The organism is Xenorhabdus poinarii G6 (assembly GCF_000968175.1).
GTDB lineage: Bacteria > Pseudomonadota > Gammaproteobacteria > Enterobacterales > Enterobacteriaceae > Xenorhabdus > Xenorhabdus poinarii.
In genome coordinates this window covers 2,572,382-2,594,820 of record NZ_FO704551.1, presented here as the reverse complement: position 1 = coordinate 2,594,820, position 22,439 = coordinate 2,572,382, and the positions used below count along the sequence as shown (strand labels likewise).

The window sequence follows — 22,439 nt, the reverse complement described above, 5'->3', positions numbered from 1 at the left end:
CAGGATAGTAATCTGTAATACCCATATTTTTTATATAGAATTACTGAGTTACTTGACGATGACTTAATGCAGCAGAACGGTGACTACTTAACACAACTACATGTTGAATAAATCATTTTTTTACTGAGAGGCTTAAAATGGCAACCATACCTGTATTAAAATTAAACATGTTAGATGGATATTCTGACAAGAACAACCAATTCATATCTCTATTGACGGAAGCGGCCCACGATGTTGGCTTTTTCTATCTTAGTGACCATGGGGTATCGCCTTCATTTTTAGAAAAAGTACGTGAACTGACCAGAAAATTTTTTCTCTTACCTGAAAAAGAAAAACTATCGATTGCCATGATCAACTCCCCTCACTTCAGAGGATATAACAGAGCTGGTAATGAGAGAACGAATGGAAACGCAGACTGGAGAGAACAGTTTGATATAGGTGCAGAACGTGAGCCACATAATGTAACTGATAACGATCCTATCTGGTTAGGGTTACATGGTTATAATCAATGGCCTGAATCTTTACCTGAATTGAAAAATGTAATGTTAGCTTATAATGATATATTGACTAATATTTCTTTAAAATTACTTAGGGCTTTAGCTACAGGGCTGGGATTACCAAATCATTCATTTGATGAAATATATGGTGAGACACCAAATGAACATATTAAATTAATTAAATACCCGCATAGCGGCTCAATAAAAGAAACTCAGGGTGTTGGTGCACATAAAGACTCAGGACTTTTGACGTTAATTTTACAGGACGAGAACAAAGGCTTGCAGGTTGAAATTAGCGATAATAAATGGATTGATGTTCCACCAATTAATGGTACGTTTGTTGTCAACCTTGGAGAGCTATTAGAGTTGGCCACCAATGGTTACCTTCGGGCAACAGTTCATAGAGTTTTAACCCCGGATGAACAGAGAGATAGATTTTCCATTGCATACTTTTTAGGTGCAAGCCTTGATTCTATTGTCCCTGTTTTTGATTTACCTAAAGAATTGACTTCAGGTCGTTCACTTATAAAAACCGATCCTAATAACCCATTGCTAAGAAATGTAGGCCTTAACTATATGAAAGGCAGACTTCGCTCTCATCCCGATGTTGCCAAGAAATTCTATAGCAAATGGAGCAATTTTATATGAAAAAAAAATTAGTGGTTATCACTGGCGCCAGTTCTGGATTTGGTGCTGAAGTGGCTAAGATATTAAATAGTAAGGGTTATTACCTTGCTCTTTTGGCGCGTAGAGTAGATAAATTAATTGCAATGAACCTTGATAATTCGCTTTGTTTTGAAGTTGATGTTACTTGCCGTGAGCAAGTATTTAATGCGATTAGGCAGGCAGAAGAAAAGTTCGGTGATGTGGATTGCATTATAAATAATGCAGGTGTCATGTTGTTAGGAGAATTAGAATATCAAGATCATGATGAATGGAACAAGATGATAGATACAAACATTAAAGGTGTTATCAATGGGATGCAAGCTGTATTACCATCTATGAGAAAAAGGAAAACAGGAACTATAATTAATATATCCTCTTTAGCTGGTCAAAAGACTTACCAGTATCATGCTGCATATTGTGCGACAAAGTTTGCGGTTCATGGATTGTCAGATAGTGTCCGCTGGGAAGTTGCGCCAGACAATGTTCGAGTTATAACTATCTCTCCAGGCGCAGCGGAAACAGAACTGATCAGTCATATTAGCGATGATTTTGTGAAAAATGATTATATTAGCTGGAAAGAGAGTATTGGTGGTGTTATTTCTGCGACAGATGTAGCTAAAAGTATAGTATTTTCTTATGAGCTACCTCAATCTGTGTGTGTACGTGACCTTAAAATTGCTCCAACAAGGCAACAAAACTGATTGTTTATTGTTGATACTTGATATTGTATATTAATTTTTTCTCTTTAATGGAGAAAGAGTAATGAAAGAAATTTACTGTACAGCGAGATTTTTGGTAAAAAAAGGATTTAAATATTCGTCAATGAATGAAACCGCCAAAGAGAATGGTTGTCTACACTATGAACGAGCGGATGAAATTAGCTATTCCGGTGCTGAAAGTGATTGTTGGGATGTATGTTTAATTGAACGTTGGTACTCTCGAGAGGATTTTGATGCACATTGCAACAAGAGTTATATCACGCATTTTTTTGATGTGATTGCAAAAAAATATGTAGAAAAAGCTGATATACGCTTGTATTCACCACTATCAGTGTAATTCTTTCCTTTTATTAAGGACTTTTTTTATGACGTCTTGTTCTGTTCCTTCTACATTGCTATCACAGATAGTAATCCAATAGTCAGATAGCTTACCTTTTTGGTGTGGCAAGTGAAATGTTTTGACTTTTTTCATTATTTTTCACTTTGTTACTATTTTTGTCGTAAGACTCCATGGAGATGGCAGTGGTCATCTCTATTATTGGCTAATATTTGAACTTAGGTGTTTTCAATATGACCAAAAGTGATGATAGGGATTTTTTATCACGACCTCAAGGAGATATGGGATCTTTTGAGTGGTTTTGTGATAATCCCTTTATTCCCTGGAATACCGGTATCATGCTGGTTAAAAACTATAATCATGAATTTGTTGCTTCAAATTCTGTTTTTAGTAAGTACTCTGGATATAGCCCTAAATCTTTAATAGGACTAAATGATGACGACATGCCATGGGCAGAAAATAAAGATATTTACATAAATCACGAAAAAGACATTATAGCTGGCTTAGAGTATAGCGTCATAGAACCTCTGAGTGGCATCGTAAAAACGAGTTTATTTACTGATAAAAAAGTCATTTACTCCAAGAATGGTATTCCATCAGGAACGATAGCTACCGCCATCATTCTTAATAGAGCAGTAGAGTTTGGAAATCTGGCAGGCACAGCTACCAATATGAAAATATCTGACTACTCAGGGTATAATCTGACTAGCAGTGAGTCAAAGGTATTGTTTTTTTTATTAAAAGGATTTTCACGCCAAAAAATATCTGAATTGGCAGGTATATCTACATCATCTCACGATTTTCACTTAATAAATATAAAGAAAAAATTCAAGGTAGATACACGTGACCAGCTTGTTTTTTCTTGTTATGAGAAAGGATTTCATGAGTTTATGCCATATCATATTGTTATTTAATGTTTTTTACGCCCTGTGGTGATTTCTGCTTTTCACAACCTATGAATACTCATAGGTTTTTTTTGGTGTTTTATTTACATCCCATCATTTTCATATATAAATTACTACACGTTTTGCAAGCCTCCCTTCGCCAAGAGATGGGACAAACAAAAGTTTCATTCTATATTTATAATTTATTTTGGTGATCGTTTTTTGGAAACCTGACCACTGTTAAATACTTATCTGATATAAAGAGGATAAGCAGAAAAAATATACACCACCAAATTGATAGTCTTATCAGATGTCAAGGCGAGATTTTAATTTGCTTAAAAAGCAATATTTAGGATCTGGTACATAAAATATGATGTGATTATCTTGGATAAAAATGGTGAAAATTTTACGTAGAAATACTTTTTTGGCTATAAAACAATCGATATTAAAGTGGAATACCACCCTGTATCCGGTGTCGATTATGTTACTGCTGCGCCCTACAGAGTGGGATGTAATTGCTAGCAGGTAGGTATAAAGGAAAAATTATGGCCAACACCAGGGCTAATAAGTCTGAAAGTAACGTGGTTCTGTCGCATTAACGATGGCAAATTAGCAAAAGTTGTGGTGATTGTTTTTTTAGTGGCGAAGAGAATGGATGTGGCACGAGGGTTACGGGGTTGATTGTGTGGTTCTAAAAGTCACTGATGAGCCTGTATTATTACAACAAGATACACTACAGGCTCTATGAGAGACTTATTCCCAGAAAAATGTTGCTTCTCTTGGGTTAAATGTCAGCTTAGCTTTCTTCCAAGCCTTTCCTGTCAGAACCCTCTCTATACACTGTGTAGGATAGAGATAATCTGCGGGTGTAAAAGTTTCATAGGAAGAGTTTACATTAAGTTTAAACCGATGTGTTATTTTTACTTCCCTTTTCCCGTCAGGATGCTGTTGTTGCAGACATTCTACATATGCTTCATTAAAGTCATCAGGTAACCCTTCAAGCATACAGCCTTGTGCCCATGAAAGGAGTTGTTCAGGCGTATATTGTTCCGCTTCATCGTCTGAGGTTTTAGCGTGGTTTAAGTTACGAGTTAACGTATTCATGAATGATGACAACATTGCGGATCTCTCTGGTGAATAATTTAGTAAAATCATTTTATAACGTGCAGATAATTTTCTCGATCAGGAAAAGAATTAACCACAGTATTTAAAGCGTTTTTTCTGCATGTTACCTTTTTCATCATTAATGAAAAGGGTAAAATCTGTGGTGCGAAAAATCCCAGCCCTCCGGTTCAGCAGAGCGAAATCCCCGATTTTCGGCAGGGCAAACATGGCTCTGCTCACGACCGATATGGTCTGGCTGGAAGAGCGCCCGGTGACCTTGCTGGCCGGTCATGACCTGACCAGCGCTACCACTGTGGGCAAGGGCACCGATCAGTGAGTTGATTGTGTCGCCGGCATTGAGGTCAGCCATGATGCGGGGGATCTGACCCTGCAGGCCGGCCATAATCTGGTGCTGGCCGGCAGTGACATCGACAACCGGGGACAACAGAGTACCACTACATTGAGTGCCGGCCATGATCTGCGTGTGGAGGTTGTCACGACCGACGCGACCCGCAACCATGACTGGGACAGCCAGAACTATCAGCACCAACATGAACGGACGGACATCGGCAGTCGTGTGCGCAGCCAGGGCGATCTGCGGATGTTGGCCGGTAACGATTTGACCGTGAAAGCCGGTGATGTGGTGACTGGCAATGCGTTGCATGTGCAGGCGGGACGGGATGTGGTCGTCGAAACCGGTGAAGTGCAGCGTTCCGGGGTTGACCACAGTTACCGCAAAGACAAAGGCATGCTCTCTTCGAGCTCGACGGAAACCCACGACGAGCGGCATCAGCGTGAAGCCGTGAGCAGTACGCTGAGCGGAAACACGGTGACGGTGAACGCCGGGCAGGACGTGCGCGTGCAGGGCAGCCATATTGCTGGTACAGACGATGTCGCATTGGGAGCCGGACGGGATATACAGGTCACGACGGTTGCAGAATCGCTGACCGAACAGCACCGGAAAGAAGAGAAAAAATCCGGCCTGATGGGCACCGGGGGGATCGGTTTTACCGTGGGCTAGGCTCGCCAGAAAAATACCACCGATCGTGATGGACACAGTGAAAAAGGCAGTGTGATAGGCAGCGGCCAGGGCAACCTGACGCTGACGGCAGGACGCAACGCGACCCTCCACGGCAGCGAGGTGATCGCGGGCAAAGACCTCGATATGGAAGCGAAAAACGTGGCGGTCACGGCGGCGAAAAACAGCTACACCGAGCTGAGCAAAACGGAGTCGAAACAGTCCGGCCTGACACTGGCGTTGTCTGGCACGGTCGGCAGTGCGATTGACACTGCGGTGAAAACCGCCAATGAAGCGAAAGCAACGAAAGGTGACAGCCGATTGCAGGCGCTGAAAGGCACGCAGGCGGTGCTGTCCGGGGCGCAGGGTTATCAGGCGTACCAGCTGAGTGAAGCGAATGCAGCCAAAGCTGATGCCATCAATCAGGCTGGGGGAGATGCGAAAAAACCGACCGATACCATCGGTATCCAGCTTTCCTATGGCCGCCAGTCGGCGAAATCGGAAACCCACACGGAACAAACGCAGTCACAGGGCAGTCAGCTCAATGCCGGGCGGGAATCCGTATTACCGCGAAAGGCGACAACGCTCAGGCAGACAGCGGTAATATTCAGATTGTAGGCAGCAATCTGAAAGCCGGGCGGGATGTGGCTCTGGACGCGAAACGGGATATCGTCCTGCAATCCGCTGAAAATACCCAGACAACGCGCGGTGAAAACAGCAGCCAGGGCGGTAGTGTCGGTGTGGGATTGACCGCCGGTCAGGATACCACGCTTAAAGGGGCACAGGTCAGCGGGGAGAAAGTGACTGCCGATGTGGGTCGCAACCTGCATCTGCAAAGCGAGCAGGATAAGGATAACTACGACAGCAAACAGGAGAATATCAGCACCGGTGCCAGCTTTACCTATGGTGCGGGGAGTGGCTCCGCCAGTATCAATGCCAGCCGTGATAAACTCCACAGCCGGTTTGGCTCGGTCAACGAGCAGACGGGTATTTTTGCCGGCAAGGGTGGTTTTGATGTCAGGGTGGGCTAACATACCCAACTGGATGGGGCGGTGATTGCCAGCACGGCGGGTAAGGACAAAAACCGTCTGGATACCGGCACACTGGGTTTTAGTGATATTGAAAACAAGGCAGAATACAAGAGCGAACACCAAAGCGTGGGTATCAGCACCGGCAGCGCGGTGGGCAGCCCGCTGGTGTCCAATATGGCCTCGAATATGCTGGCTGGCAGCAATCACAGTGACAGCCAATCGTCAACGACGCATGCAGCGGTCAGTGATGGCAGCCTGATTGTCCGTGATGCCGATAAGCAGCAACAGGCTGTTTCAACCTTAAGCCGGGATACTGACAAGGCCGCCAATAGCCTGAGTCCGATTTTTGACAAGGAGAAAGAGCAGCGGCGGCTGGCACAGGCGCAGGCCATTGCCCAAATCGGCAGCCAGGTGCTGGATATCTACAGCACGAATGAAGCGATTAAAGCGACGAAAGCGGCGACGGAAAAACTGCAAGACCCACAAACGCAGCAGGCCCTGAAACAGCACGCCGAAAAACAACTGAGAGCAGAAGGTCAGCCAGTCGATGCGAAATCTGTCGCAGACCGGGCCTATTGTCCACTTCCCCTAAAATGAGACAGCTATAATTAGATTTTCTGCCCTAACATTTGCAGAGGTCAATATGAAAAAAACTCGTTTTACTGAAACTCAGATAGTCAACATCTTAAAACTCGCTGATTCTGGTATGAAAGTTGACGATATCTGTCGCCAAAATGGGATCAGTAACGCCACTTATTACAACTGGAAGTCGAAGTATGGTGGTATGGAAGCCAATGATGTTAAACGATTAAAAGAGTTTGAAGAAGAGAACGCTAAACTCAAAAAAATGTTTGCAGAGGTTAGCCTTGAAAATCATGCCATGAAGGAACTTTTCGCAAAAAAGGGTTGGTAGTGACCGAGAAAAAATCCTGTGCTCAATCACTGCAAAAAGCGGGATTGTCGGTCATTAAAGCCTGTCAGTTAACCTCGTTATCACGAGCAACGTTTTATCGAAAGCGATTAGATTGGCGTCAAAAAGACAAAATCGTCATTGATGCCATCCAGGCTGTATTAGTTAAATCGCCTCAAGCGGGCTTTTGGAAATGTTATTATCGACTGAGATTTCAAGGATATCTCTTTAATCATAAACGGGTTTATCGTGTTTATTGTCGGCTAGGCTTAAACCTTAAGCGTCGCATTAAAAAAAGACTGACTGAGCGAGAAAAAAGGCCATTAACCTTGGTTAAAATCCCGAATATTCAATGGGCGTTGGATTTTATGCATGACACATTATATTGCGGCAAACGATTTAGGACGTTGAATATTATCGATGAAGGAACACGAGAATGTTTATCCATTGAAGTGGATACTTCACTGCCCGCTGAACGGGTGATTAGAGTACTCGAACGTTTAAAAACACAGAGAGGATTACCTAAACAAATCCGATTGGATAATGGCCCTGAATGCATCTCAATTAATCTATTGAATTATTGTGAAAATAACCAAATTACACTGTGCCATATTCAACCGGGTAAACCACAACAGAATGGATTTATTGAACGGTTTAATGGTTCATTTCGTCGAGAGTTTTTAAATGCGTATTTATTTGAATCATTGAGTCAAGTTCGAGAACTAGCCTGGTTTTGGCAGCAAGATTATAACCGAAGTCGAACGCACGAAAGTTTAAATCATCGCCCACCGGAGGTATATCGAAAGCAGTTAGAAAACTCTAAATTACAGTGTCTCGATTAATGGGGAGTGGACACTTCAAATTGCATATGGGGAGGTAAACATTGGTATGAAATAGACGATTAATGTCAGATATTAAGATCTGAGCGTCATGGAATAAGGCCTGATTTACGGCTTTACTCAATTCAACAGAGAGACCTTGTGAGAGCTGCCCCAAATTCTGTTTTTCGGCATTAGCTATGATTGAAAAGCCAGGACGAGGATCACTATCGATACATACCAAACAACTTGCGGCGCCATCCGAGAACAACGCAAAATTTTCCATACGTTCTTCTTCATTCACTATGCAATCGCTGGTAACAACAAGAGCTTGTTTAGACTGACCAGAGGCTATACGCGCTTGGGCTAGACGCAACCCCTTGATTAAATTTGTACACCGCCCGAGCGTAACGCCGATAATTTCCGTGTGTTCCAAATTCAGAGGGCAAGCAACCTCACGTAAAAGACTAATATGCTCATTCGGCCGATCGGGAAAGTACGTGCTGCAGAAGATTAGTGTATCGATGTCTTGATGATGGGCGTTGGCTGACAATAGTGTTTTTTTGGCCGTAGCGACAGCCATTTCAGCGACAGAACGTGAGTTTTTATGCACAGTTCCTCATCCCCACAGAGCGGGCTGTGGTGCCATTGAGAAATTCTCCGCACGTTGTTGCCACTGTACAATTTCATGATATGCTAACACCTGTTCACCCAAAAGATACTGTGGTGCAATTAACTTCGCCTTTTGGTAATAATTGAAAGAATGCATTAAATTTTCTTCTCCGCTAGTAATGTACCAACGTCGAAATAGCCAATAGCATGGTCAAGGAAATTACAGCTACCCTGTTGTTGGAGCTCTTGCAAGGCCCTGACAAAGCCACCTAATGCAGCGCGTGATAGTGCCGACCCTAGACTTACACGAGTGACGCCTAAAGAGAATAATTCATCAACGGACAATCGATTCCCTGCCCCCAACAAAACATTCACAGGAGTATTTACTGCCCGACACACGGCTAGGATAGACTCTGCGTCAGGCAAGGCTGGAGCGTAGAGTACATTAGCTCCGGCTCTCTCATATGCTTTTAGTCTAGCGATGGTATCTTTCAGATTATGAACTCCGTAAAGATAGTTTTCAGTGCGAGCAGTAAGTGTAAAGGGGAACGGTAACTGTTTTACCGTATCAACTGCGGCCTCAACTCGTGAAATGGACGTCGATAAGTCGTAAATCGGGAGTTGCCGATTCCCTGAGTAGTCCTCGATAGAACCTCCTACTGCACCACATGCAGCAGCATCAAGAATAGTTTTCTTTATATCATCAGGGTGCTCGCCAAACCCATCTTCCAGATCGATTGAAACAGGCAGTTCAGTTGCACTAACAATAAACTGTGCATTGTCTAATGCTTCCTGGCGTGTTACCGCCATAGATCTATCCAATTTGCCTAATGTAAAGGCCAGACCAGCACTGGTCGTTCCCAGAGCCTTGAATCCTGCATTTTCCATCAATATTGCGGTTCCGCGATCCCAAGGGTTTGGCATGATAAAAGGGGAACCCTTTGTATGCAGTTGTTTGAACACCTCTCCCTTTTGAATTCTTTTATCCAATACATTATTTTCTTTTTTATTTTTCGACATATCATTACACTAGGGAAAAATTAGATAATCAATAATTAGTTTTCTTCATTATTATTGATTGCCATTCCATTGATTGATTTTATTATTTCAAGTCTATTCTTATTTAAATAAAAATGATCGCCATCAGCAATCTGGCATCCTTTAAATTCGTGCGTTAATAATTTCCATTCCATTATATCGTCTTGTGAAACATGTGGGTCATCCTTCCCAACAATTCCCCAAATAGGAGTTTTTATTTCCCCAGTCTCTTGTTTCCATGCACTATTTATCATATATCATTCCCCTATGATTATTTTAAATTAATCACCTATTTAAAACTGGTGAAATTTATCCTAATGAGCGTTATTATAAATCAGTGTATGTAAATATATATTAATAAATTAATTAAAATGAGGTGTTAGTCAATGTGTGTTTAACAAAATGAAGACGTATATCACAATAAAAATTAACTTAAGTAAATAAATTGGATTAACGTAGATAGTGTCGTCATAAATAAATTCATGTAATAATCACCCTATATTACATGAATGGATGACTTAACCATGAGCACACCCGCACACCGCCGTTGTGAGATCCCTGGCCCCAACTTCCTTGCCTGCGCCAACTACGGCAAAGGCGGGTTTATAATGTCAGGGTGGGGGAGTATACCCTGCTTGATGGGGCGGTGATTGCCAGCGCGGACGGTGCAGTGGGTAGCCAGCTAGTGTCCAATATGATCTCGAATAGGCTGACCGGTACCAATAAGAGTGACAGGCAGTCTTCCACGACGCATGCGGCAGTGAGTGATGGCAGCCTGATTGTCCGTGATACTGATAAGCAGCAACAGGATGTATCGAGTTGAACAGGAAATCCTGATAGTGATTAATTTTGAAAAATTCAATGAACAGGCTGCATTGCTTGCCGAGACACTTGCTATTCCAGTAAAAGTAAAAACGGCCTATATAGAAGGGTTACGTTATCGTCTTTACGAACCAGAGAAAGCGGCAAAAGACTGTTCATTGTCTATCACGGTGGTGGGGTAAATATAGACGCGGGATACGATATCCTTGCTCGCCAACTCACAACTGAAAACAATCTTGCTGTGTGTCTGGTTGATATTCGTGGACACGGGAATTCAATTGGAGATAAAGGCACTGTTTCCCGGCCAGCTATTGTCTGGTGCGATGTCGATCGGATTATCACTGAGTTAAAAACACATTTTCCAGCTATTCGTCTTCATCTATTGGGGCATTCTAGTGGGGCTGGAATGCTGATAAATTATTTTACTCAGCATAAACCTGCTCATAAGATCGATAGCCTCGTATTACTGGCACCAGAACTGGGCCCGTTTGCTACTGGTGTTCATCGCAGTAATTCATTAGGACGTTTTGCTGATGCCCGCCAGTGGCCATTTATGATAAACGCCTTATCCGGTGGCGTTCTTTTTGGTCATTATCCCGCAGTACAGCTGAATTTCCCTGAAGATGGCGATGAAGAAATGGGAAAGGCTGTTGCAATCGTAAAAATCAAAAGTGTTCGACACGAAAACTATATGAGATTGATTTGGATTTTTAACCTAAAAAAATAATCCGATTAACCAGCCAATATGCTGGATTTTGACCTTGTTTACGGTTTTGTGGAATGCCCTCAAAGGTGACCGCTCAGGTGATCACCTCATTTTTTGTACTGACAGTAGATAGCGGTGTCTTTTTATTGTGGCTGAGTTCTACTAATAACCACCTTCCCAAGCATGTTTCCTTGCTCGACAAGAGCATGGGCAAGCTTTAAGTTTTGCACATCAAAGGGGTGTAGCTCTTTGGTCAACGTTGAGTGCAATACACCTGCATCAACAAGAACAGCGATTTCAGTAAGAATCTGATGGTGTGCAATCATATCTTCTGTCTGGTAAAGCGGTCGTGTGAAAACCATTTCCCAGTGGAGTGATACACTTTTGGCCTTAAGAGGTACGGCATCAAGAAATTCGTGGTCATCAATGATCGCAATTTTTCCTTGTGGTGCAATGACTTCAGCCAAAGCAGAGAAATGTCTATTCGTGTGGGTCAGTGCGGCTATGTGCGTTATCGGGCCGATATTGAGTGCTGCAACTTCCTTTGCGAGTGGTTGTGAATGATTGATGACATGATGTGCGCCAAGTCTTAAACACCACTCGTAGCTTTCCGCCCGTGATGCTGTAGCAATTACTGTCATATTAGTCAAATTCCGCGCGATCTGAATCAGCATCGAGCCGACACCCCCAGCCCCACCCACAATCAGCAATGTTTCCTTGTTTGTTTTTTCTCCGGAAACAATACCGAAACGGTCAAATAATAATTCCCATGCAGTCAGCGCTGTCAGTGGCAGTGCTGCAGCCTGTGCAAATGATAATGACTTGGGTTTCGGCCCAACCAACCGTTCATCCACTAAGTGCAGTTCGGAGTTAGCACCTTGTCGCATGAAAGAGCCCGCATAAAAAACATGATCCCCTGGTTTAAACAGGGTCACGTTGTCTCCTACTGCTTTAATAATACCCGCAGCATCCCAGCCTAGTGCCGTAACAGCGTCAGGGACAATAACATCTCCAGAGCGAATTTTCGTATCCACGGGATTGACGGAAACGGCCTGAACTGAAACGAGCAAATCATTAGGTCCTGGGATTGGTGTCGCGGTTTCGACTGAACAAAAAACATCTGAGTGGGTCAGTGATGAGGAATGGCGGTAGATAATCGATTGCATAGAATGAATTCCATGATTATTGGATGAATTATATAATCAGGATAATGACGCAAATAAACAAGTACGGAAATAAAACGTACTAAGTTACTTAAAGGGAACTATTGATGTGAAAAATAAACATTATCGTGATATTCCTGGTTGTCCGGTAGAAGTCGCTCTTGATTTAATTGGTGGCCGTTGGAAAGGTGTTGTGTTGCATCATTTACTGGAAAACGATTACTTGCGCTTCAACGAACTACATCGTCGTCTTCCTGGTATTAGCCAGCGCTTGCTTACCAAGCAACTGCGAGATCTTGAAGAATCTGGACTTGTTTCCCGAACTGTTTATGCAGAAGTACCACCACGTGTTGAGTACCGCCTAACTGAAGAAGGCTTGACCTTACGTCCAGTGATAGCGATGTTAGCACATTGGGGCGAGGCCAGAATCGCACGTCAAAAATGAAAATCTTGCCACAACTCTCAGACTTGTAAGTCAAGTTGAATCATACCCTAACTTGCCGTCAGGATGATTGATACAAAAGTGTCAGAATGATGAAGAGAATGAATCTAGCCTGTCACCTCTGCGCCACTCGCATATCAATATGCTTGGCCACTACACATTACATTCACTTTGGCAGAACAGTTAACAAAAAGGCGCTCAGACCGCTGAAGCAAGCCGATGAAACGGATGAATGACCTTTATAACAGTGTCACCCGTGGCGACAGCTTTGTGGTCCTGTTTAAAAAATATACTTTTCGTGCGTTTCCGTATGGTTGAGCTTCAGGCTCCTTAACCCTTTTGTTTGCTAAAAGAGTGTGATGAATTGCTTTTGCGATTAAATATCACTCGATAAAAACCCAATTAAAGTTGATATTTAAGAAATAATAATCTTCGAAAAACACACTAAAATACCCTCCATTTCCGGTTGAGAGAGGCTAATATGAAATTTATAGCATGAAGGTATATATTTATTGTTTATATGAAGGAATTTATTATTTTTATAATAAGTATACACTGAATCAACTTATGCCCCGCATGGGGCATAAGAGTATTTACAATTCAATTATCCATTACGGATAAACATCACCCTCAATACGGCTGTCACCGGCAACATTGCAGATATGCCAGTAAGGATAAGGTTTTTCTTTATCACTCACTTTGTTTAGAATATCGATTTCTTCCTTGCTGAGATCCCAGGAAAGCGCCTTTCTCACCAAAAGTCATAGCACCAAAGCACAACTCTGATACAGATAGTCCTGTTGAACCTAAATAACGATACTTCATATTAACTCTCTTACCTTTAATGAATTACAAAGTTATACAAGCAATTATCAATCCGGTGGTGGTCAACAACGCACCCGCTAACGGAATGTGAGAAAGTGACACGCCGTAAGTGATTAGTAATCCGCCGAACCAGGCTCCGGCAGCATTGCCAAGATTGAATGCAGCAATATTGCAGGAGGACACCATACTTTTTGATATTTCACTGCTATCAAGAGCCTGAACCTGTAACGGTGGGATCGTTGAAAACATAGCCATCCCCAGCAAAAAAATGGCGATGCAGGCAGTTGGTGTGGTCAATATGGCAATCGGAAACAGGCATAACACGGTAATGAGCAAGGACAATGTGATAATAAGGGCTTTACGTGTCCCTTTATCGGTCAGTTTTCCACCGATGTGATTGCCTGCCACCATACCTACACCAAATAAAACCAGAACAGATGGGATTAATTTTTCATTTATCCCTGTAACATCTTTAAGCATTGGTGCAATATAAGTAAAGGCTGTGAATACACCAGAGAAACCAAATGCTGTAATGAATAAACTTCTCGAAACTTTTGGATGCGTTATTACTTTCAATTCATCAAAAATTCTGGCGGTGTTTTCATTTTTTGCTTTGCGATTAGGAACAAATAGTATTACTGATAGTGCAGATAATATACCTATAAAAGTTACCATAAAGAATGTGTACCGCCAACCAAATAACTGTCCTACCCATGCTCCAAGGGGAACTCCCATTATGTTAGCTAGTGTTGCACCGAGGAATAATGCTGATACTGCAGAGGCTCGTTTATCTGGTGGTGCAAGTTCAGATGCAAAAACTGAGCTAATTCCAAAAAAGGAAGCATGAGCAAAAGCAGTGATGACTCTGGCTATAATCAGAGTGGTAATGCTTCCGGATATACCACACCACAGATTTCCTATAGTGAATATACACATCAAAAAAATAAGTGCGGGCTTTTTCTGATATCGACTGAGTAGTGGAGTAAGTAAAGGAGCGCCTATTACCACGCCGAAAGCATAAGAGGTAATTGAATACGCCGCCAAAGTTATTGATATATTAAAGTCGTGGGCTACATTAATAAGTAAGCCCATAATCACAAATTCTGTAGTACCAATGCCAAATGAACCAACAGACAGAGCATATACAGCAGCAGGCATACCTGATGCACGGGAAACAGCTATATTCATAAGAAGCCTCATCTCCAACCAGAAAGGCGGGAGGATTTATTTCGGGATGTTATTTGTTGATTAAATTAAAATCACTCTGGTTATACCTTAATCCGTGAACATTATTCGGAGTGAAGATATTGTCAATGATTTTAATATCATCATCGGAAATGTTCAGACTGACCGCACCGGTATTATCCTGCAAATGCCCAATTTTCCTTGCCCCCGGAATGGGCACAATATCATCCCCTTTGCTCATCACCCATGCGAGTGCAAGTTGTGCCAATGTACACCGGTTTTTACCAGCAACATCCTGCAACTGGCTAAGCAGTTGTTGATTTTGCTGCATCGCTTCTTTCTGGAAGCGAGGGAGATTACGACGAAAATCATCATCTGCGAAGCCGGACTGGTCCGTGATCTTTCCTGTCAAAAATCCACGCCCCAGTGGACTATATGGTACAAATCCAACACCCAACTCACGGCAGGCTTTGAGAATGCCTTCTTCCGGTTCGCGAGTCCAAAGAGAGTATTCAGTCTGAACAGCAGTAATCGGATGAACTTTGCAGGCTCGGCGTAAAGTATCGGGAGATACCTCTGAAAGCCCGATGTGACGAATTTTCCCCTCCTTGAGCAATTCGGCCATCGTTCCCACAACATCTTCAATGGGAACGGTTGGATCTACGCGGTGTTGATATAGTAAATCAATGGTATCGATGTTGAGGCGTTTGAGTGAACCTTCTACGACTTCACGGATATGTTCCGGACGACTGTCAACGCCAGCCATACGCTCAAGGCCCTGACCGGTAGGGAGGATACGGAAACCAAATTTAGTCGCAATCTGTACCTTATCGCGAATACCTTTGATAGCCTTTCCAACCAGGACTTCATTATCAAAGGGACCGTAAACTTCAGCGGTGTCAAGGAAGGTTACTCCCAAATCAACTGCAGTGTGAATGGTGTTAATAGCCTGCGATTCTTCGGCACCACCGTAGGCAAAACTCATACCCATACAACCAAGGCCTAATGCTGAAACCTGGAATTTATCCTTTCCGAGATAACGTGTTTTCACCTTATTTTCCTCATTGGCATAATGTTATTATAGATATACTTCCATTTTACATTCATAACAATTAATATATGGGTAATACAGTGTTTAATATAAATTAATAATGAAAAATATTCCTGATTTTCAACATGTAGAAATATTAATTCTTATTGTGAAATACGGTAGTTTTCGTAAGGCAGCAAAAGAATTGAATCTTTCCCCGCCATCTTTGACCTGTGTAATAAATAACCTTGAAGAGACGTTAGGAATAAGGCTCTTGAATCGTACAACCCGGAGTCTTTCTTTGACTACAGTTGGTGAGGAATTTCTAAATAACGTTACACCCGTTTTAAATGACTACAGGCGTATCATTGACGGTCTTAATTATCATAGGGTAAAACCGGAAGGGGTTGTGAGAGTGAATTTACCACGGATAGTGCTTGATCTTTTCTTTCAGGACTATTTCGTTAAATTCAAAAGAGAATATCCAGATATTACTCTGGAAATATTCACAACAGACAGGAAAGTAAATATTATAGAGTCAGGGTTTGATGCAGGTATACGCTATACACAAGATGTTCATAAAGATATGATTGCGATTCCCTTTGGGAATAAACTGTCCCTTATTCCTGTTGCAAGTCCAGACTTTGTTAAGGAATCTGGCGAACCTTCTTCACCAAAGGATCTTGTTAATTTCAGGTGTATTAACCGTTGTTTTCCTAGTGGGGAAAGATATCGTTGGGAATTTATTAATGCGCAGGGTTATACACATGAAGTTTCTGTTAAGGGAGATCTTGTTGTTGATTCAGATACAGCTATGATTCAGGCTGCAGAATCTGGGTTAGGTATTGCATTTGTTTATGAAAATCTTGTCGTGGAACAAATTAAAGAGCGCAGACTTGTCCGCTTGTTACCTGATTATACTTATCCTGCTGATAATTTTTGTATTTACTACCCAAGCCGTAAACATATCCCAGTGCCACTTAGAGCCTTCATAACATGGGTTATGTCGATGAACAAAAATGTTCAACAGTAATGATGCTAAAAAGTACTAATGAAAAAATCCGCCTAGTGTGTGTTGAGCTGTATTTCATTATGTCAGTTCCAGTTGGTCGGGTTATTAAAAAATTAAGAGGTAAGAGTTGTTTGCTAATATAGAGTCAAAACCAGATTTTATAAATGTCTTTTGAGTTTTAGTCACTATGAGTGGAAGTGTGTTCGAGTTCATCTATGGTGCGGAAGAGAAACATTTCCCGGTTCGAAATAACCGGGGAACGCTCTGTATCAGGGTCAAGTATTCAATCAGCGCTAACGTTGACTGTGGTACGCATGGGAACCTCGGTTGAAGCGGATTATTGCCCACGTTTTTGGTTCTCGAAGCCAAAAAACGCTTTGTCACTTGCTGAAACTTCTGTTGGGATTCAATGTTGTCTTTTGGTGCACTATAAGATGTAACCAAATGTGCGGCGGTTTTCGCCTCATTTTGGTCAGCGCCCCGAAGTATTTTTCCATCCATGGCGATGATAGGTTTGCCTTCTTGTGAGCGACGTTCATTGACCCAATTGAGTAAGGCTTCCAGTAAGGATTCAGCCACAATGGCTTTGAGAATACGTGCAATCGTATGACGGTGAGGAATACCATGAGTAAAGGAGGTGTGTTGTTTAAGCCATTCGATTTGTAACTTACCAAATTCTTGAATCGATTTCCAGCCAGAAGCCCCAGATAACACAGCAGAAAAGGCTAAGAAAATCACACCCATTAGCTCATGTTTTTTATTGATGTTAGAACGTTGGTCATTTATCTTGCTGATAAAAAGTCACGCCTACTTTTTATTTCCCATATGAAAGGTTAAAACCACTGACTTTAGTCGGTCAGCTTTAGCTGCGATACTGTGTTGCACGAGAGGTGCAATATGGATTACAGATATGGCAGCCACACGGTATTTTAGATTGAGTATCATTTTGTGTGGGTAACAAAATATAGGCACAATGAAGAGTTTTCGCATCTGAAAAAACGCTACTGGGGATAACATTTTTGGGGCAGAGGCTATTTTTGTGCCACGGCGTGTCAGTTAACGGAGGAGATGGTAAAGGCTTATCTGGCGCATCATTTTGAACTCAATCCGGATGATAACTTCAGGATGGACAATTGACGTACCGTTTAGCCGATGCGTATCCGGACTTTCAGTCCGTTAATCACTAACCCACCTACTTTAGTAGGTGGTTGTTGAGTTAATCTAAATAACCCTATTAAAATGTGAGATCTCGGCCTGTATAATGAAGTGCTCATGTTTGGCTAGGTGGAGTTTAGCGGAAGAATATCTTACTTCACAGGAGGATATATAAGTCAGCGGCTTCAGATTATACGAGTTATATTGTTATGTATGGAAATTTAAAATAAATAATCCTCTGTGAAATAGAGTGTATTTACAATATTGGAAAGATAAATAAATAACCTATTAGAAAATCAAGGAATAATAAATAATAAATAATAAATATTTATTTAAATCTTGTTTAATTGAATTGCAATTATTTCATGGATTGTTTCTTTAGTTTTTATTAAGATTTTTTCTCACGAATTAGAAAAGTTTGAAGTAGATTAAGTCGATTATAGAGAAGATGAATGAGTTTAAATATAAATCAATAGGTTATATAGTATCTCATATTGTCAGCCTTTATGGGAATTCTTTGGCCGTTATTGACGAAACAGAATCCTTAAATTATTTGCAGCTATATACTGAGGCTAGTCAGCTCTGCATGCATCTTGCTGAGATTCTGCAAGCAAAAGGTCAGTGTATTGCTATCGCGAGACCTCATAATGTCAAAACGATTGTCGCTTTGTTAGCGATTGTACTTTCCGGAAATTACTATGTTTATGTTGATTTAACTCAACCAAAAACTTGGCTCGAAAAACAGCTTAGTCGACTGAATTGCAATGTAATGTTTTATTCTTCAGATAATTACCTTAAAAATATTCCTGATGGCATGACACTATTTTTTGCACAGGATAAGGGTTTCCCTATCCCTGCTGTTTTACCCGAGGTAAGCGCTAATCAGACCGCTTATGTTAATTTCTTATCCGGCAGTACGGGGGAGCCAAAAGCCATTGCTTGCACTCACGCAGGTATTATCCGTCTTTGTCAGCAACAAACGTTTCTCGACTTTGATGCTCGTCCGGTATTGCTATAGCAGAATCATAATACTATGTCATAATGTCTGTGACTTCCAATAACAAGGCAGAATTGAGATGGGTTACAGTCTGGATTTCCGAAAAAGAGTACGGGCATACAAAGACAAACATTCATTGACATTCGAGCAAACAAGCAACCACTTTGAGGTTTCTATCCGCACCTTGTTTCGGTGGAGTCACAAAATAGCGCCCTGTATGACGCGTGATAAACCGCCCACTAAAATTAGTGACGAGGCACTTATCGCCGATGTCCGAAATGACCCCGATGACTATCAATGGGAAAGGGCAAAACGGCTGGGCGTCTCACAATCAGCTATCCATTACGCCTTGAAACGGCTGAATATCACCGTCAAAAAAAAGGCTAAAACACCCCAAAGCTGACGCACAGGCTCGTCAGGCGTTTGTCGAGCGTATCCGCCACTATGAACACGCGGGCAAATCGATTGTTTATCTGGATGAAAGCGGTTTTGCGCAGTCTATGCCACGCACACACGGTTATTCGGCGAAAGGGCTGCGGTGTTTCGGCACACACGACTGGCACGCTAAAAGTCGCATTAATGCCATTGGCGCCATCATCAAAAAGACCTTCATCACCTTAAGCTTGTTTGCAGAGAGCATTAATGCGGATGTTTTTCATGCCTGGATGACCCAAGATTTATTGCCAAAGCTCCCAAGCCGGACAGTAATTGTCATGGATAATGCCTCATTCCATAAACGAAATGACACGATAAAAGCGATAGCAGACCACGGATGCCAATTGGAGTGGTTACCTGCTTACAGTCCGGATTTGAATCCCATCGAACACAAATGGGCCGAAGTAAAAGCGATAAGAAGACGTGAAAGATGTTCAATTGATGAGTTGTTTATGGAACATGTGGAGCATGCCTAATTATATTGATTTAGCTATATTCCACTCTCCTTTATCTTTTGATGCTGCCACACTGGAAATCTGGGGGGCATTGCTCAATGGTGGCTGTTGTATCATCCATCAAGAAGAAATGCTAACCCCGCAGACTTTACAAAGAGTTATTCATCTTTATGGCGTCAACACGCTGTGGGTATGCCGATAGTGTTTGTTGAAGAGACTGAATATCAAAAAATAATGTGAGGTAAGTATGAAGATATGGGTAATCGATAACTTAAAAGTTATTTTCCCTGATAGAAATATTTCAGAAGCCAATATTGATGAATCCCTCGAAGAGCTGTTAAACCATTCGATGAAAATGGTCACTTTTCTGGCACGTTTCGCCCGCCAATTTAAACATGCACCCAAGATTATGGAATTTCAGGCTGCTCCTTGTTTTGAAACCTTGGTCAGAAGTATGGAGCATCCTACATGATACGAATCATCGATTGCACTTTAAGGGAGGGGATGCAAACCCGCCAGTGTTGTTTTACTGCGGAACAGTCGGCACTGCTTTCCCGAAAAATAGCGGCATTAGGGGTAGATACGGTTGAGTGTGGGCATTCCTTTATTTCGTCGAAAGAAGCCGAACGTGTCCGTGGTGTGGTCGCTGCTTCACCTGTGCCCGTGTTAGCTCACGCCAGAGCTCGCAAGGAAGATATCGATGCTGTGTTACAGACGGGTGCTCACTGGATCGGTTTGTTTGCCTCAATTAATGAAATTTCGATGGCAACAAAGTTTAAAGGTAAGAGACATGAAGAATTGCTCACGATGTTTGGCTCTTCTATCCGTTATGCCCGAGAACAAGGGTTATTAGTAAGGGCAACCATTGAGGATGCCGGACGTACGGCAGCCCCTGATCTGGTGAGCATGATTATGACTGCCCGTGAAGCAGGTGCTGAACGTATCTGTTTTGCTGATAGTGTCGGTATTCTACTGCCTGATGAAACTTTTGATGTGTTATCACTATTACACCATGAATTTCCTGATGTTTTATTTGAGTATCACGTTCATAACGATCGAGGGTTGGCGCTGGCTAACACGTTGAAAGCGATTGAAGCGGGAGTTAAGTGGGTTTCCACGAGTTGTAACGGCATCGGTGAACGTACAGGTATCACCGATACTTTTCAATTGATCACTCTGCTTGCTACGCGTTTCGATCAGAATCGTTTTGATATATCCCAGATTTTGGCGCTTTCTGAATTAGTGGAAGCTTATAGCCGTATCCCAATGTCCCCAATGCAGCCAGTAGTGGGTAAAAACGCTTTTGTACATGTAGCCCGCTTGCACCAACTTGCTATGCAAAAAGACAGCGCTGCCTACAGCATTTTTGATCCAAAACTCATCAAAGGAGATATCTCTCTGGAGCAATTTACTCCTTTACAAGATCAAGATCTGTTCCTGACACCGTTTGAAAAATCTTCAACAGAGCTGAAATATCACCGCCACGGCCCTGGAAAGCGTTTTGTGATGTTGGATAAACGATTGGTGGATGGTTCTCTGCCCGTCAGTTTTCTATGCTGGGAGCTGATGAGTCTGCAGAATTCGGCCATGTTGACAGCCATATCCATAATTGTGACTCCTTATTTCTATTTCTGGGGGACGGGCAGGATTATGTCGGCCTGGAAGTCGAAGTAAATCTTGGGGGAGATAGTCGACATGTACATAGCCCAGCCAGTGTTTTTATCCCTGCGGGTGTGGCTCACTCCTACCGGTTTATTCGCGGTTGCGGCACGTATATTAACTTTGTTCACAAAGGTGATTACCACGAAAGCTTGATGGAGATAACTCAATGAAACAATTTAATAAAAATGCAAAATCTTACGATATTGTGAGGGGAAAGATCACCTATCCGGATGGACTGTATCATTCGTTGTCTACCCGCTCACCTTCAAATGAAGCTGCACTGGATATTGGTTGTGGTAATGGGGTTTATACCATTCGGTTGAAAGCGTATTTTGCTTATGTTCAAGGATGTGACCTTGGTGATGCACTCATTGAACGGGCGCGACATAATTATCCTGATATAACATTTAACGTCTCTCCGGCTGAAACTTTTTCTCCACTCCGCAATTACGACCTGATTACCAGTGCGACTTCATTTTACTGGATGGATCGTAAAAAGGTGTTAATAAATCTGAAAAACTGGTTAAAACCCGGAGGGTTATTTTGCGCTTATAAATATGATTTTCTACTGGTTTATGGGCCTCTGCGGGATTATATCGAAAAAGAGTTAGTCACACGCTGGACAAAACACCGAGATCCCCGTCTGACACAATACGATGACACTCTCGAATTGATACGCGACTGCCCACATTTGCATAACGCACAACGCGAGGTATTTGCCAACATTATTTTCCTCTCTGCGGAAGATATCGCATTGTTTTTTTTATCTACCAGTTACGTGACTTGCTATGTTGAGCAGGAAGGTGGAACGGCTTACGTTCATGAATTTATGAAAAATGTCATGACGCTTAGCGGCTCCACTCCGATTGCTGTTAATTTCGATATTCACGCCTTTACTGCGGTAAATCGCTAGGAG

The 22,439-nt window shown here is 42.3% G+C and carries 29 protein-coding genes and 4 pseudogenes; 22 read left to right on the top strand and 11 right to left on the bottom strand.

Features of this window, described 5'->3' with window-relative positions; all coding sequences use genetic code 11:
• The first annotated feature begins 137 nt into the window (after positions 1 to 137).
• From XPG1_RS12090 to XPG1_RS12075, 4 genes are all read left to right on the top strand, one after another.
• On the top strand, positions 138 to 1,145 hold the full coding sequence (locus XPG1_RS12090) for an isopenicillin N synthase family dioxygenase (protein ID WP_045959284.1): 1,008 nt from the start codon (positions 138 to 140) through the stop codon (positions 1,143 to 1,145).
• The gene (locus XPG1_RS12085; protein ID WP_157879494.1) at positions 1,142 to 1,864 is read left to right on the top strand and encodes an SDR family oxidoreductase; all 723 of its coding nucleotides are present in this window, start codon (positions 1,142 to 1,144) and stop codon (positions 1,862 to 1,864) included. The genes XPG1_RS12090 and XPG1_RS12085 overlap by 4 nt, the downstream gene beginning before the upstream one ends.
• A 61-nt stretch (positions 1,865 to 1,925) precedes the next feature.
• Positions 1,926 to 2,219 (top strand): putative quinol monooxygenase, encoded by a 294-nt coding sequence (locus tag XPG1_RS12080; protein WP_045959282.1) that lies wholly within the window; start codon positions 1,926 to 1,928, stop codon positions 2,217 to 2,219.
• A gap of 233 nt (positions 2,220 to 2,452) precedes the next feature.
• A complete protein-coding gene (locus tag XPG1_RS12075) occupies positions 2,453 to 3,133 on the top strand; it encodes a helix-turn-helix transcriptional regulator (RefSeq protein ID WP_045959281.1) in 681 nt (226 codons plus the stop codon).
• A gap of 723 nt (positions 3,134 to 3,856) precedes the next feature.
• Here the strand turns inward: XPG1_RS12075 and XPG1_RS12070 are convergent.
• A complete protein-coding gene (locus XPG1_RS12070; RefSeq protein WP_231853014.1) occupies positions 3,857 to 4,222 on the bottom strand; it encodes a hypothetical protein in 366 nt (121 codons plus the stop codon).
• Positions 4,223 to 4,346: 124 nt separating this feature from the next.
• Positions 4,347 to 4,682 carry a hypothetical protein gene (locus tag XPG1_RS12065; RefSeq protein WP_157879493.1) on the bottom strand — a complete coding sequence of 112 codons (336 nt, stop codon included), beginning with the start codon at positions 4,680 to 4,682 and terminating at the stop codon, positions 4,347 to 4,349.
• 9 nt (positions 4,683 to 4,691) lie between these two features.
• Here XPG1_RS12065 and XPG1_RS12060 point away from each other — a divergent pair, with 9 nt between their 5' ends.
• The 4 genes and pseudogenes from XPG1_RS12060 (at position 4,692) to XPG1_RS12040 (ending at position 8,008) form a co-directional block, all read left to right on the top strand.
• Positions 4,692 to 5,228: a hemagglutinin repeat-containing protein gene (locus XPG1_RS12060; RefSeq protein WP_157879492.1), complete on the top strand. Its 537-nt coding sequence runs from the start codon at positions 4,692 to 4,694 to the stop codon at positions 5,226 to 5,228.
• Positions 5,229 to 5,279: 51 nt separating this feature from the next.
• Positions 5,280 to 5,843 (top strand): hemagglutinin repeat-containing protein, encoded by a 564-nt coding sequence (locus XPG1_RS12055; protein ID WP_045959278.1) that lies wholly within the window; start codon positions 5,280 to 5,282, stop codon positions 5,841 to 5,843.
• Positions 5,789 to 6,352, top strand: a pseudogene (locus tag XPG1_RS18645) (hemagglutinin repeat-containing protein); the annotation flags it as partial. The gene XPG1_RS12055 and the pseudogene XPG1_RS18645, both read left to right, overlap by 55 nt.
• Before the next feature lie 547 nt (positions 6,353 to 6,899).
• Positions 6,900 to 8,008 (top strand): IS3 family transposase gene (locus tag XPG1_RS12040; RefSeq protein WP_197541105.1). Its coding sequence is split into 2 segments (ribosomal slippage): positions 6,900 to 7,149 and positions 7,149 to 8,008, totalling 1,110 coding nucleotides; the frame shifts between segments, so codons are not numbered across the junction.
• Here XPG1_RS12040 and XPG1_RS12035 read toward each other — a convergent pair.
• The 4 genes from XPG1_RS12035 to XPG1_RS12025 are packed head-to-tail and all read right to left on the bottom strand — an operon-like array spanning position 7,986 to position 9,888.
• A complete protein-coding gene (locus XPG1_RS12035; RefSeq protein WP_157879491.1) occupies positions 7,986 to 8,597 on the bottom strand; it encodes a beta-ketoacyl-[acyl-carrier-protein] synthase family protein in 612 nt (203 codons plus the stop codon). The two genes, XPG1_RS12040 and XPG1_RS12035, sit on opposite strands and share 23 nt — an antisense overlap.
• A 6-nt stretch (positions 8,598 to 8,603) precedes the next feature.
• On the bottom strand, positions 8,604 to 8,753 hold the full coding sequence (locus XPG1_RS18515) for a hypothetical protein (RefSeq protein ID WP_157879490.1): 150 nt from the start codon (positions 8,751 to 8,753) through the stop codon (positions 8,604 to 8,606).
• A complete protein-coding gene (locus XPG1_RS12030) occupies positions 8,753 to 9,616 on the bottom strand; it encodes an isocitrate lyase/PEP mutase family protein (protein WP_045959274.1) in 864 nt (287 codons plus the stop codon). The genes XPG1_RS18515 and XPG1_RS12030 overlap by 1 nt, the downstream gene beginning before the upstream one ends.
• Positions 9,617 to 9,651: 35 nt before the next feature.
• Positions 9,652 to 9,888, bottom strand: coding sequence for a hypothetical protein (locus XPG1_RS12025; protein WP_045959273.1), 237 nt, complete (start codon positions 9,886 to 9,888; stop codon positions 9,652 to 9,654).
• A 362-nt stretch (positions 9,889 to 10,250) separates the two neighbouring features.
• Between XPG1_RS12025 and XPG1_RS12020 the strand changes: the two genes are divergently transcribed.
• From XPG1_RS12020 to XPG1_RS17115, 3 genes are read left to right on the top strand one after another with little or no spacing between them, the layout of a single operon-like run.
• Complete coding sequence (locus tag XPG1_RS12020) at positions 10,251 to 10,457, top strand: hypothetical protein (RefSeq protein ID WP_045959272.1); 207 nt, start codon at positions 10,251 to 10,253, stop codon at positions 10,455 to 10,457.
• Positions 10,444 to 10,638: a hypothetical protein gene (locus XPG1_RS19010; RefSeq protein WP_052708311.1), complete on the top strand. Its 195-nt coding sequence runs from the start codon at positions 10,444 to 10,446 to the stop codon at positions 10,636 to 10,638. Before XPG1_RS12020 ends, XPG1_RS19010 begins: the two co-directional genes overlap by 14 nt.
• Entirely contained in the window at positions 10,608 to 11,183 is a 576-nt protein-coding gene (locus XPG1_RS17115; RefSeq protein ID WP_366301135.1) for an alpha/beta hydrolase, read from the top strand. The genes XPG1_RS19010 and XPG1_RS17115 overlap by 31 nt, the downstream gene beginning before the upstream one ends.
• 122 nt (positions 11,184 to 11,305) lie before the next feature.
• Here XPG1_RS17115 and XPG1_RS12010 read toward each other — a convergent pair whose 3' ends face one another.
• Positions 11,306 to 12,328 (bottom strand): zinc-binding alcohol dehydrogenase family protein, encoded by a 1,023-nt coding sequence (locus XPG1_RS12010; RefSeq protein WP_045959271.1) that lies wholly within the window; start codon positions 12,326 to 12,328, stop codon positions 11,306 to 11,308.
• 106 nt (positions 12,329 to 12,434) lie between these two features.
• Between XPG1_RS12010 and XPG1_RS12005 the strand changes: the two genes are divergently transcribed.
• A complete protein-coding gene (locus XPG1_RS12005; protein WP_045959270.1) occupies positions 12,435 to 12,770 on the top strand; it encodes a winged helix-turn-helix transcriptional regulator in 336 nt (111 codons plus the stop codon).
• A gap of 608 nt (positions 12,771 to 13,378) precedes the next feature.
• On the opposite strand, the gene XPG1_RS18510 is transcribed toward XPG1_RS12005, so the two are convergent.
• From XPG1_RS18510 to XPG1_RS11995, 3 genes are all read right to left on the bottom strand, one after another.
• Positions 13,379 to 13,522: a hypothetical protein gene (locus tag XPG1_RS18510; RefSeq protein ID WP_157879489.1), complete on the bottom strand. Its 144-nt coding sequence runs from the start codon at positions 13,520 to 13,522 to the stop codon at positions 13,379 to 13,381.
• A gap of 94 nt (positions 13,523 to 13,616) precedes the next feature.
• The gene (locus XPG1_RS12000; RefSeq protein WP_045959269.1) at positions 13,617 to 14,780 is read right to left on the bottom strand and encodes an MFS transporter; all 1,164 of its coding nucleotides are present in this window, start codon (positions 14,778 to 14,780) and stop codon (positions 13,617 to 13,619) included.
• Positions 14,781 to 14,829: 49 nt separating this feature from the next.
• Complete coding sequence (locus tag XPG1_RS11995) at positions 14,830 to 15,828, bottom strand: aldo/keto reductase (protein ID WP_045959268.1); 999 nt, start codon at positions 15,826 to 15,828, stop codon at positions 14,830 to 14,832.
• 100 nt (positions 15,829 to 15,928) lie between these two features.
• Here XPG1_RS11995 and XPG1_RS11990 point away from each other — a divergent pair, with 100 nt between their 5' ends.
• Together XPG1_RS11990 and XPG1_RS18715 are read left to right on the top strand one after the other, a co-directional pair.
• A complete protein-coding gene (locus XPG1_RS11990; RefSeq protein WP_045959267.1) occupies positions 15,929 to 16,840 on the top strand; it encodes a LysR family transcriptional regulator in 912 nt (303 codons plus the stop codon).
• A 282-nt stretch (positions 16,841 to 17,122) separates the two neighbouring features.
• Positions 17,123 to 17,248: pseudogene (locus tag XPG1_RS18715) on the top strand (IS1 family transposase); the annotation flags it as partial.
• On the opposite strand, the pseudogene XPG1_RS18060 reads toward XPG1_RS18715, so the two are convergent.
• Positions 17,249 to 17,614 (bottom strand): annotated as a pseudogene (locus XPG1_RS18060) (ISAs1 family transposase); the annotation flags it as partial.
• Between the two features lie 138 nt (positions 17,615 to 17,752).
• Here XPG1_RS18060 and XPG1_RS17685 point away from each other — a divergent pair.
• From XPG1_RS17685 to XPG1_RS11950, 8 genes and pseudogenes are all read left to right on the top strand, one after another.
• Positions 17,753 to 17,956: pseudogene (locus tag XPG1_RS17685) on the top strand (transposase).
• Positions 17,957 to 18,422: 466 nt separating this feature from the next.
• Entirely contained in the window at positions 18,423 to 18,992 is a 570-nt protein-coding gene (locus tag XPG1_RS11980) for an AMP-binding protein (protein WP_045959266.1), read from the top strand.
• Between the two features lie 58 nt (positions 18,993 to 19,050).
• Positions 19,051 to 19,374 (top strand): IS630 transposase-related protein, encoded by a 324-nt coding sequence (locus XPG1_RS11975; RefSeq protein WP_045957844.1) that lies wholly within the window; start codon positions 19,051 to 19,053, stop codon positions 19,372 to 19,374.
• The gene (locus tag XPG1_RS11970) at positions 19,334 to 19,882 is read left to right on the top strand and encodes an IS630 family transposase (RefSeq protein WP_231853077.1); all 549 of its coding nucleotides are present in this window, start codon (positions 19,334 to 19,336) and stop codon (positions 19,880 to 19,882) included. The genes XPG1_RS11975 and XPG1_RS11970 overlap by 41 nt, the downstream gene beginning before the upstream one ends.
• On the top strand, positions 19,875 to 20,063 hold the full coding sequence (locus tag XPG1_RS11965; protein WP_045959265.1) for a hypothetical protein: 189 nt from the start codon (positions 19,875 to 19,877) through the stop codon (positions 20,061 to 20,063). Before XPG1_RS11970 ends, XPG1_RS11965 begins: the two co-directional genes overlap by 8 nt.
• 45 nt (positions 20,064 to 20,108) lie before the next feature.
• On the top strand, positions 20,109 to 20,333 hold the full coding sequence (locus XPG1_RS11960; RefSeq protein WP_045959264.1) for a hypothetical protein: 225 nt from the start codon (positions 20,109 to 20,111) through the stop codon (positions 20,331 to 20,333).
• A complete protein-coding gene (locus XPG1_RS11955) occupies positions 20,330 to 21,535 on the top strand; it encodes a LeuA family protein (RefSeq protein ID WP_197541104.1) in 1,206 nt (401 codons plus the stop codon). The genes XPG1_RS11960 and XPG1_RS11955 overlap by 4 nt, the downstream gene beginning before the upstream one ends.
• 154 nt (positions 21,536 to 21,689) lie before the next feature.
• On the top strand, positions 21,690 to 22,436 hold the full coding sequence (locus XPG1_RS11950) for a class I SAM-dependent methyltransferase (protein WP_045959263.1): 747 nt from the start codon (positions 21,690 to 21,692) through the stop codon (positions 22,434 to 22,436).
• Positions 22,437 to 22,439: the final 3 nt, after the last annotated feature.

What these genes read in the sequence shown, in the direction of transcription:
- XPG1_RS12090 (WP_045959284.1), top strand. Translation starts at nt 138, where the DNA reads ATGGCAACCATACCTGTATTAAAATTAAACATGTTAGATGGATATTCT.
- XPG1_RS12085 (WP_157879494.1), top strand. Translation starts at nt 1,142, where the DNA reads ATGAAAAAAAAATTAGTGGTTATCACTGGCGCCAGTTCTGGATTTGGT.
- XPG1_RS12080 (WP_045959282.1), top strand. Translation starts at nt 1,926, where the DNA reads ATGAAAGAAATTTACTGTACAGCGAGATTTTTGGTAAAAAAAGGATTT.
- XPG1_RS12075 (WP_045959281.1), top strand. Translation starts at nt 2,453, where the DNA reads ATGACCAAAAGTGATGATAGGGATTTTTTATCACGACCTCAAGGAGAT.
- XPG1_RS12070 (WP_231853014.1), bottom strand. Translation starts at nt 4,222, where the DNA reads ATGTTGTCATCATTCATGAATACGTTAACTCGTAACTTAAACCACGCT.
- XPG1_RS12065 (WP_157879493.1), bottom strand. Translation starts at nt 4,682, where the DNA reads ATGGCCGGCACTCAATGTAGTGGTACTCTGTTGTCCCCGGTTGTCGAT.
- XPG1_RS18515 (WP_157879490.1), bottom strand. Translation starts at nt 8,753, where the DNA reads ATGCATTCTTTCAATTATTACCAAAAGGCGAAGTTAATTGCACCACAG.
- XPG1_RS12030 (WP_045959274.1), bottom strand. Translation starts at nt 9,616, where the DNA reads ATGTCGAAAAATAAAAAAGAAAATAATGTATTGGATAAAAGAATTCAA.
- XPG1_RS12025 (WP_045959273.1), bottom strand. Translation starts at nt 9,888, where the DNA reads ATGATAAATAGTGCATGGAAACAAGAGACTGGGGAAATAAAAACTCCT.
- XPG1_RS19010 (WP_052708311.1), top strand. Translation starts at nt 10,444, where the DNA reads ATGTATCGAGTTGAACAGGAAATCCTGATAGTGATTAATTTTGAAAAA.
- XPG1_RS12010 (WP_045959271.1), bottom strand. Translation starts at nt 12,328, where the DNA reads ATGCAATCGATTATCTACCGCCATTCCTCATCACTGACCCACTCAGAT.
- XPG1_RS12000 (WP_045959269.1), bottom strand. Translation starts at nt 14,780, where the DNA reads ATGAATATAGCTGTTTCCCGTGCATCAGGTATGCCTGCTGCTGTATAT.
- XPG1_RS11990 (WP_045959267.1), top strand. Translation starts at nt 15,929, where the DNA reads ATGAAAAATATTCCTGATTTTCAACATGTAGAAATATTAATTCTTATT.
- XPG1_RS11980 (WP_045959266.1), top strand. Translation starts at nt 18,423, where the DNA reads ATGAATGAGTTTAAATATAAATCAATAGGTTATATAGTATCTCATATT.
- XPG1_RS11975 (WP_045957844.1), top strand. Translation starts at nt 19,051, where the DNA reads ATGGGTTACAGTCTGGATTTCCGAAAAAGAGTACGGGCATACAAAGAC.
- XPG1_RS11965 (WP_045959265.1), top strand. Translation starts at nt 19,875, where the DNA reads ATGCCTAATTATATTGATTTAGCTATATTCCACTCTCCTTTATCTTTT.
- XPG1_RS11960 (WP_045959264.1), top strand. Translation starts at nt 20,109, where the DNA reads ATGAAGATATGGGTAATCGATAACTTAAAAGTTATTTTCCCTGATAGA.
- XPG1_RS11955 (WP_197541104.1), top strand. Translation starts at nt 20,330, where the DNA reads ATGATACGAATCATCGATTGCACTTTAAGGGAGGGGATGCAAACCCGC.
- XPG1_RS11950 (WP_045959263.1), top strand. Translation starts at nt 21,690, where the DNA reads ATGAAACAATTTAATAAAAATGCAAAATCTTACGATATTGTGAGGGGA.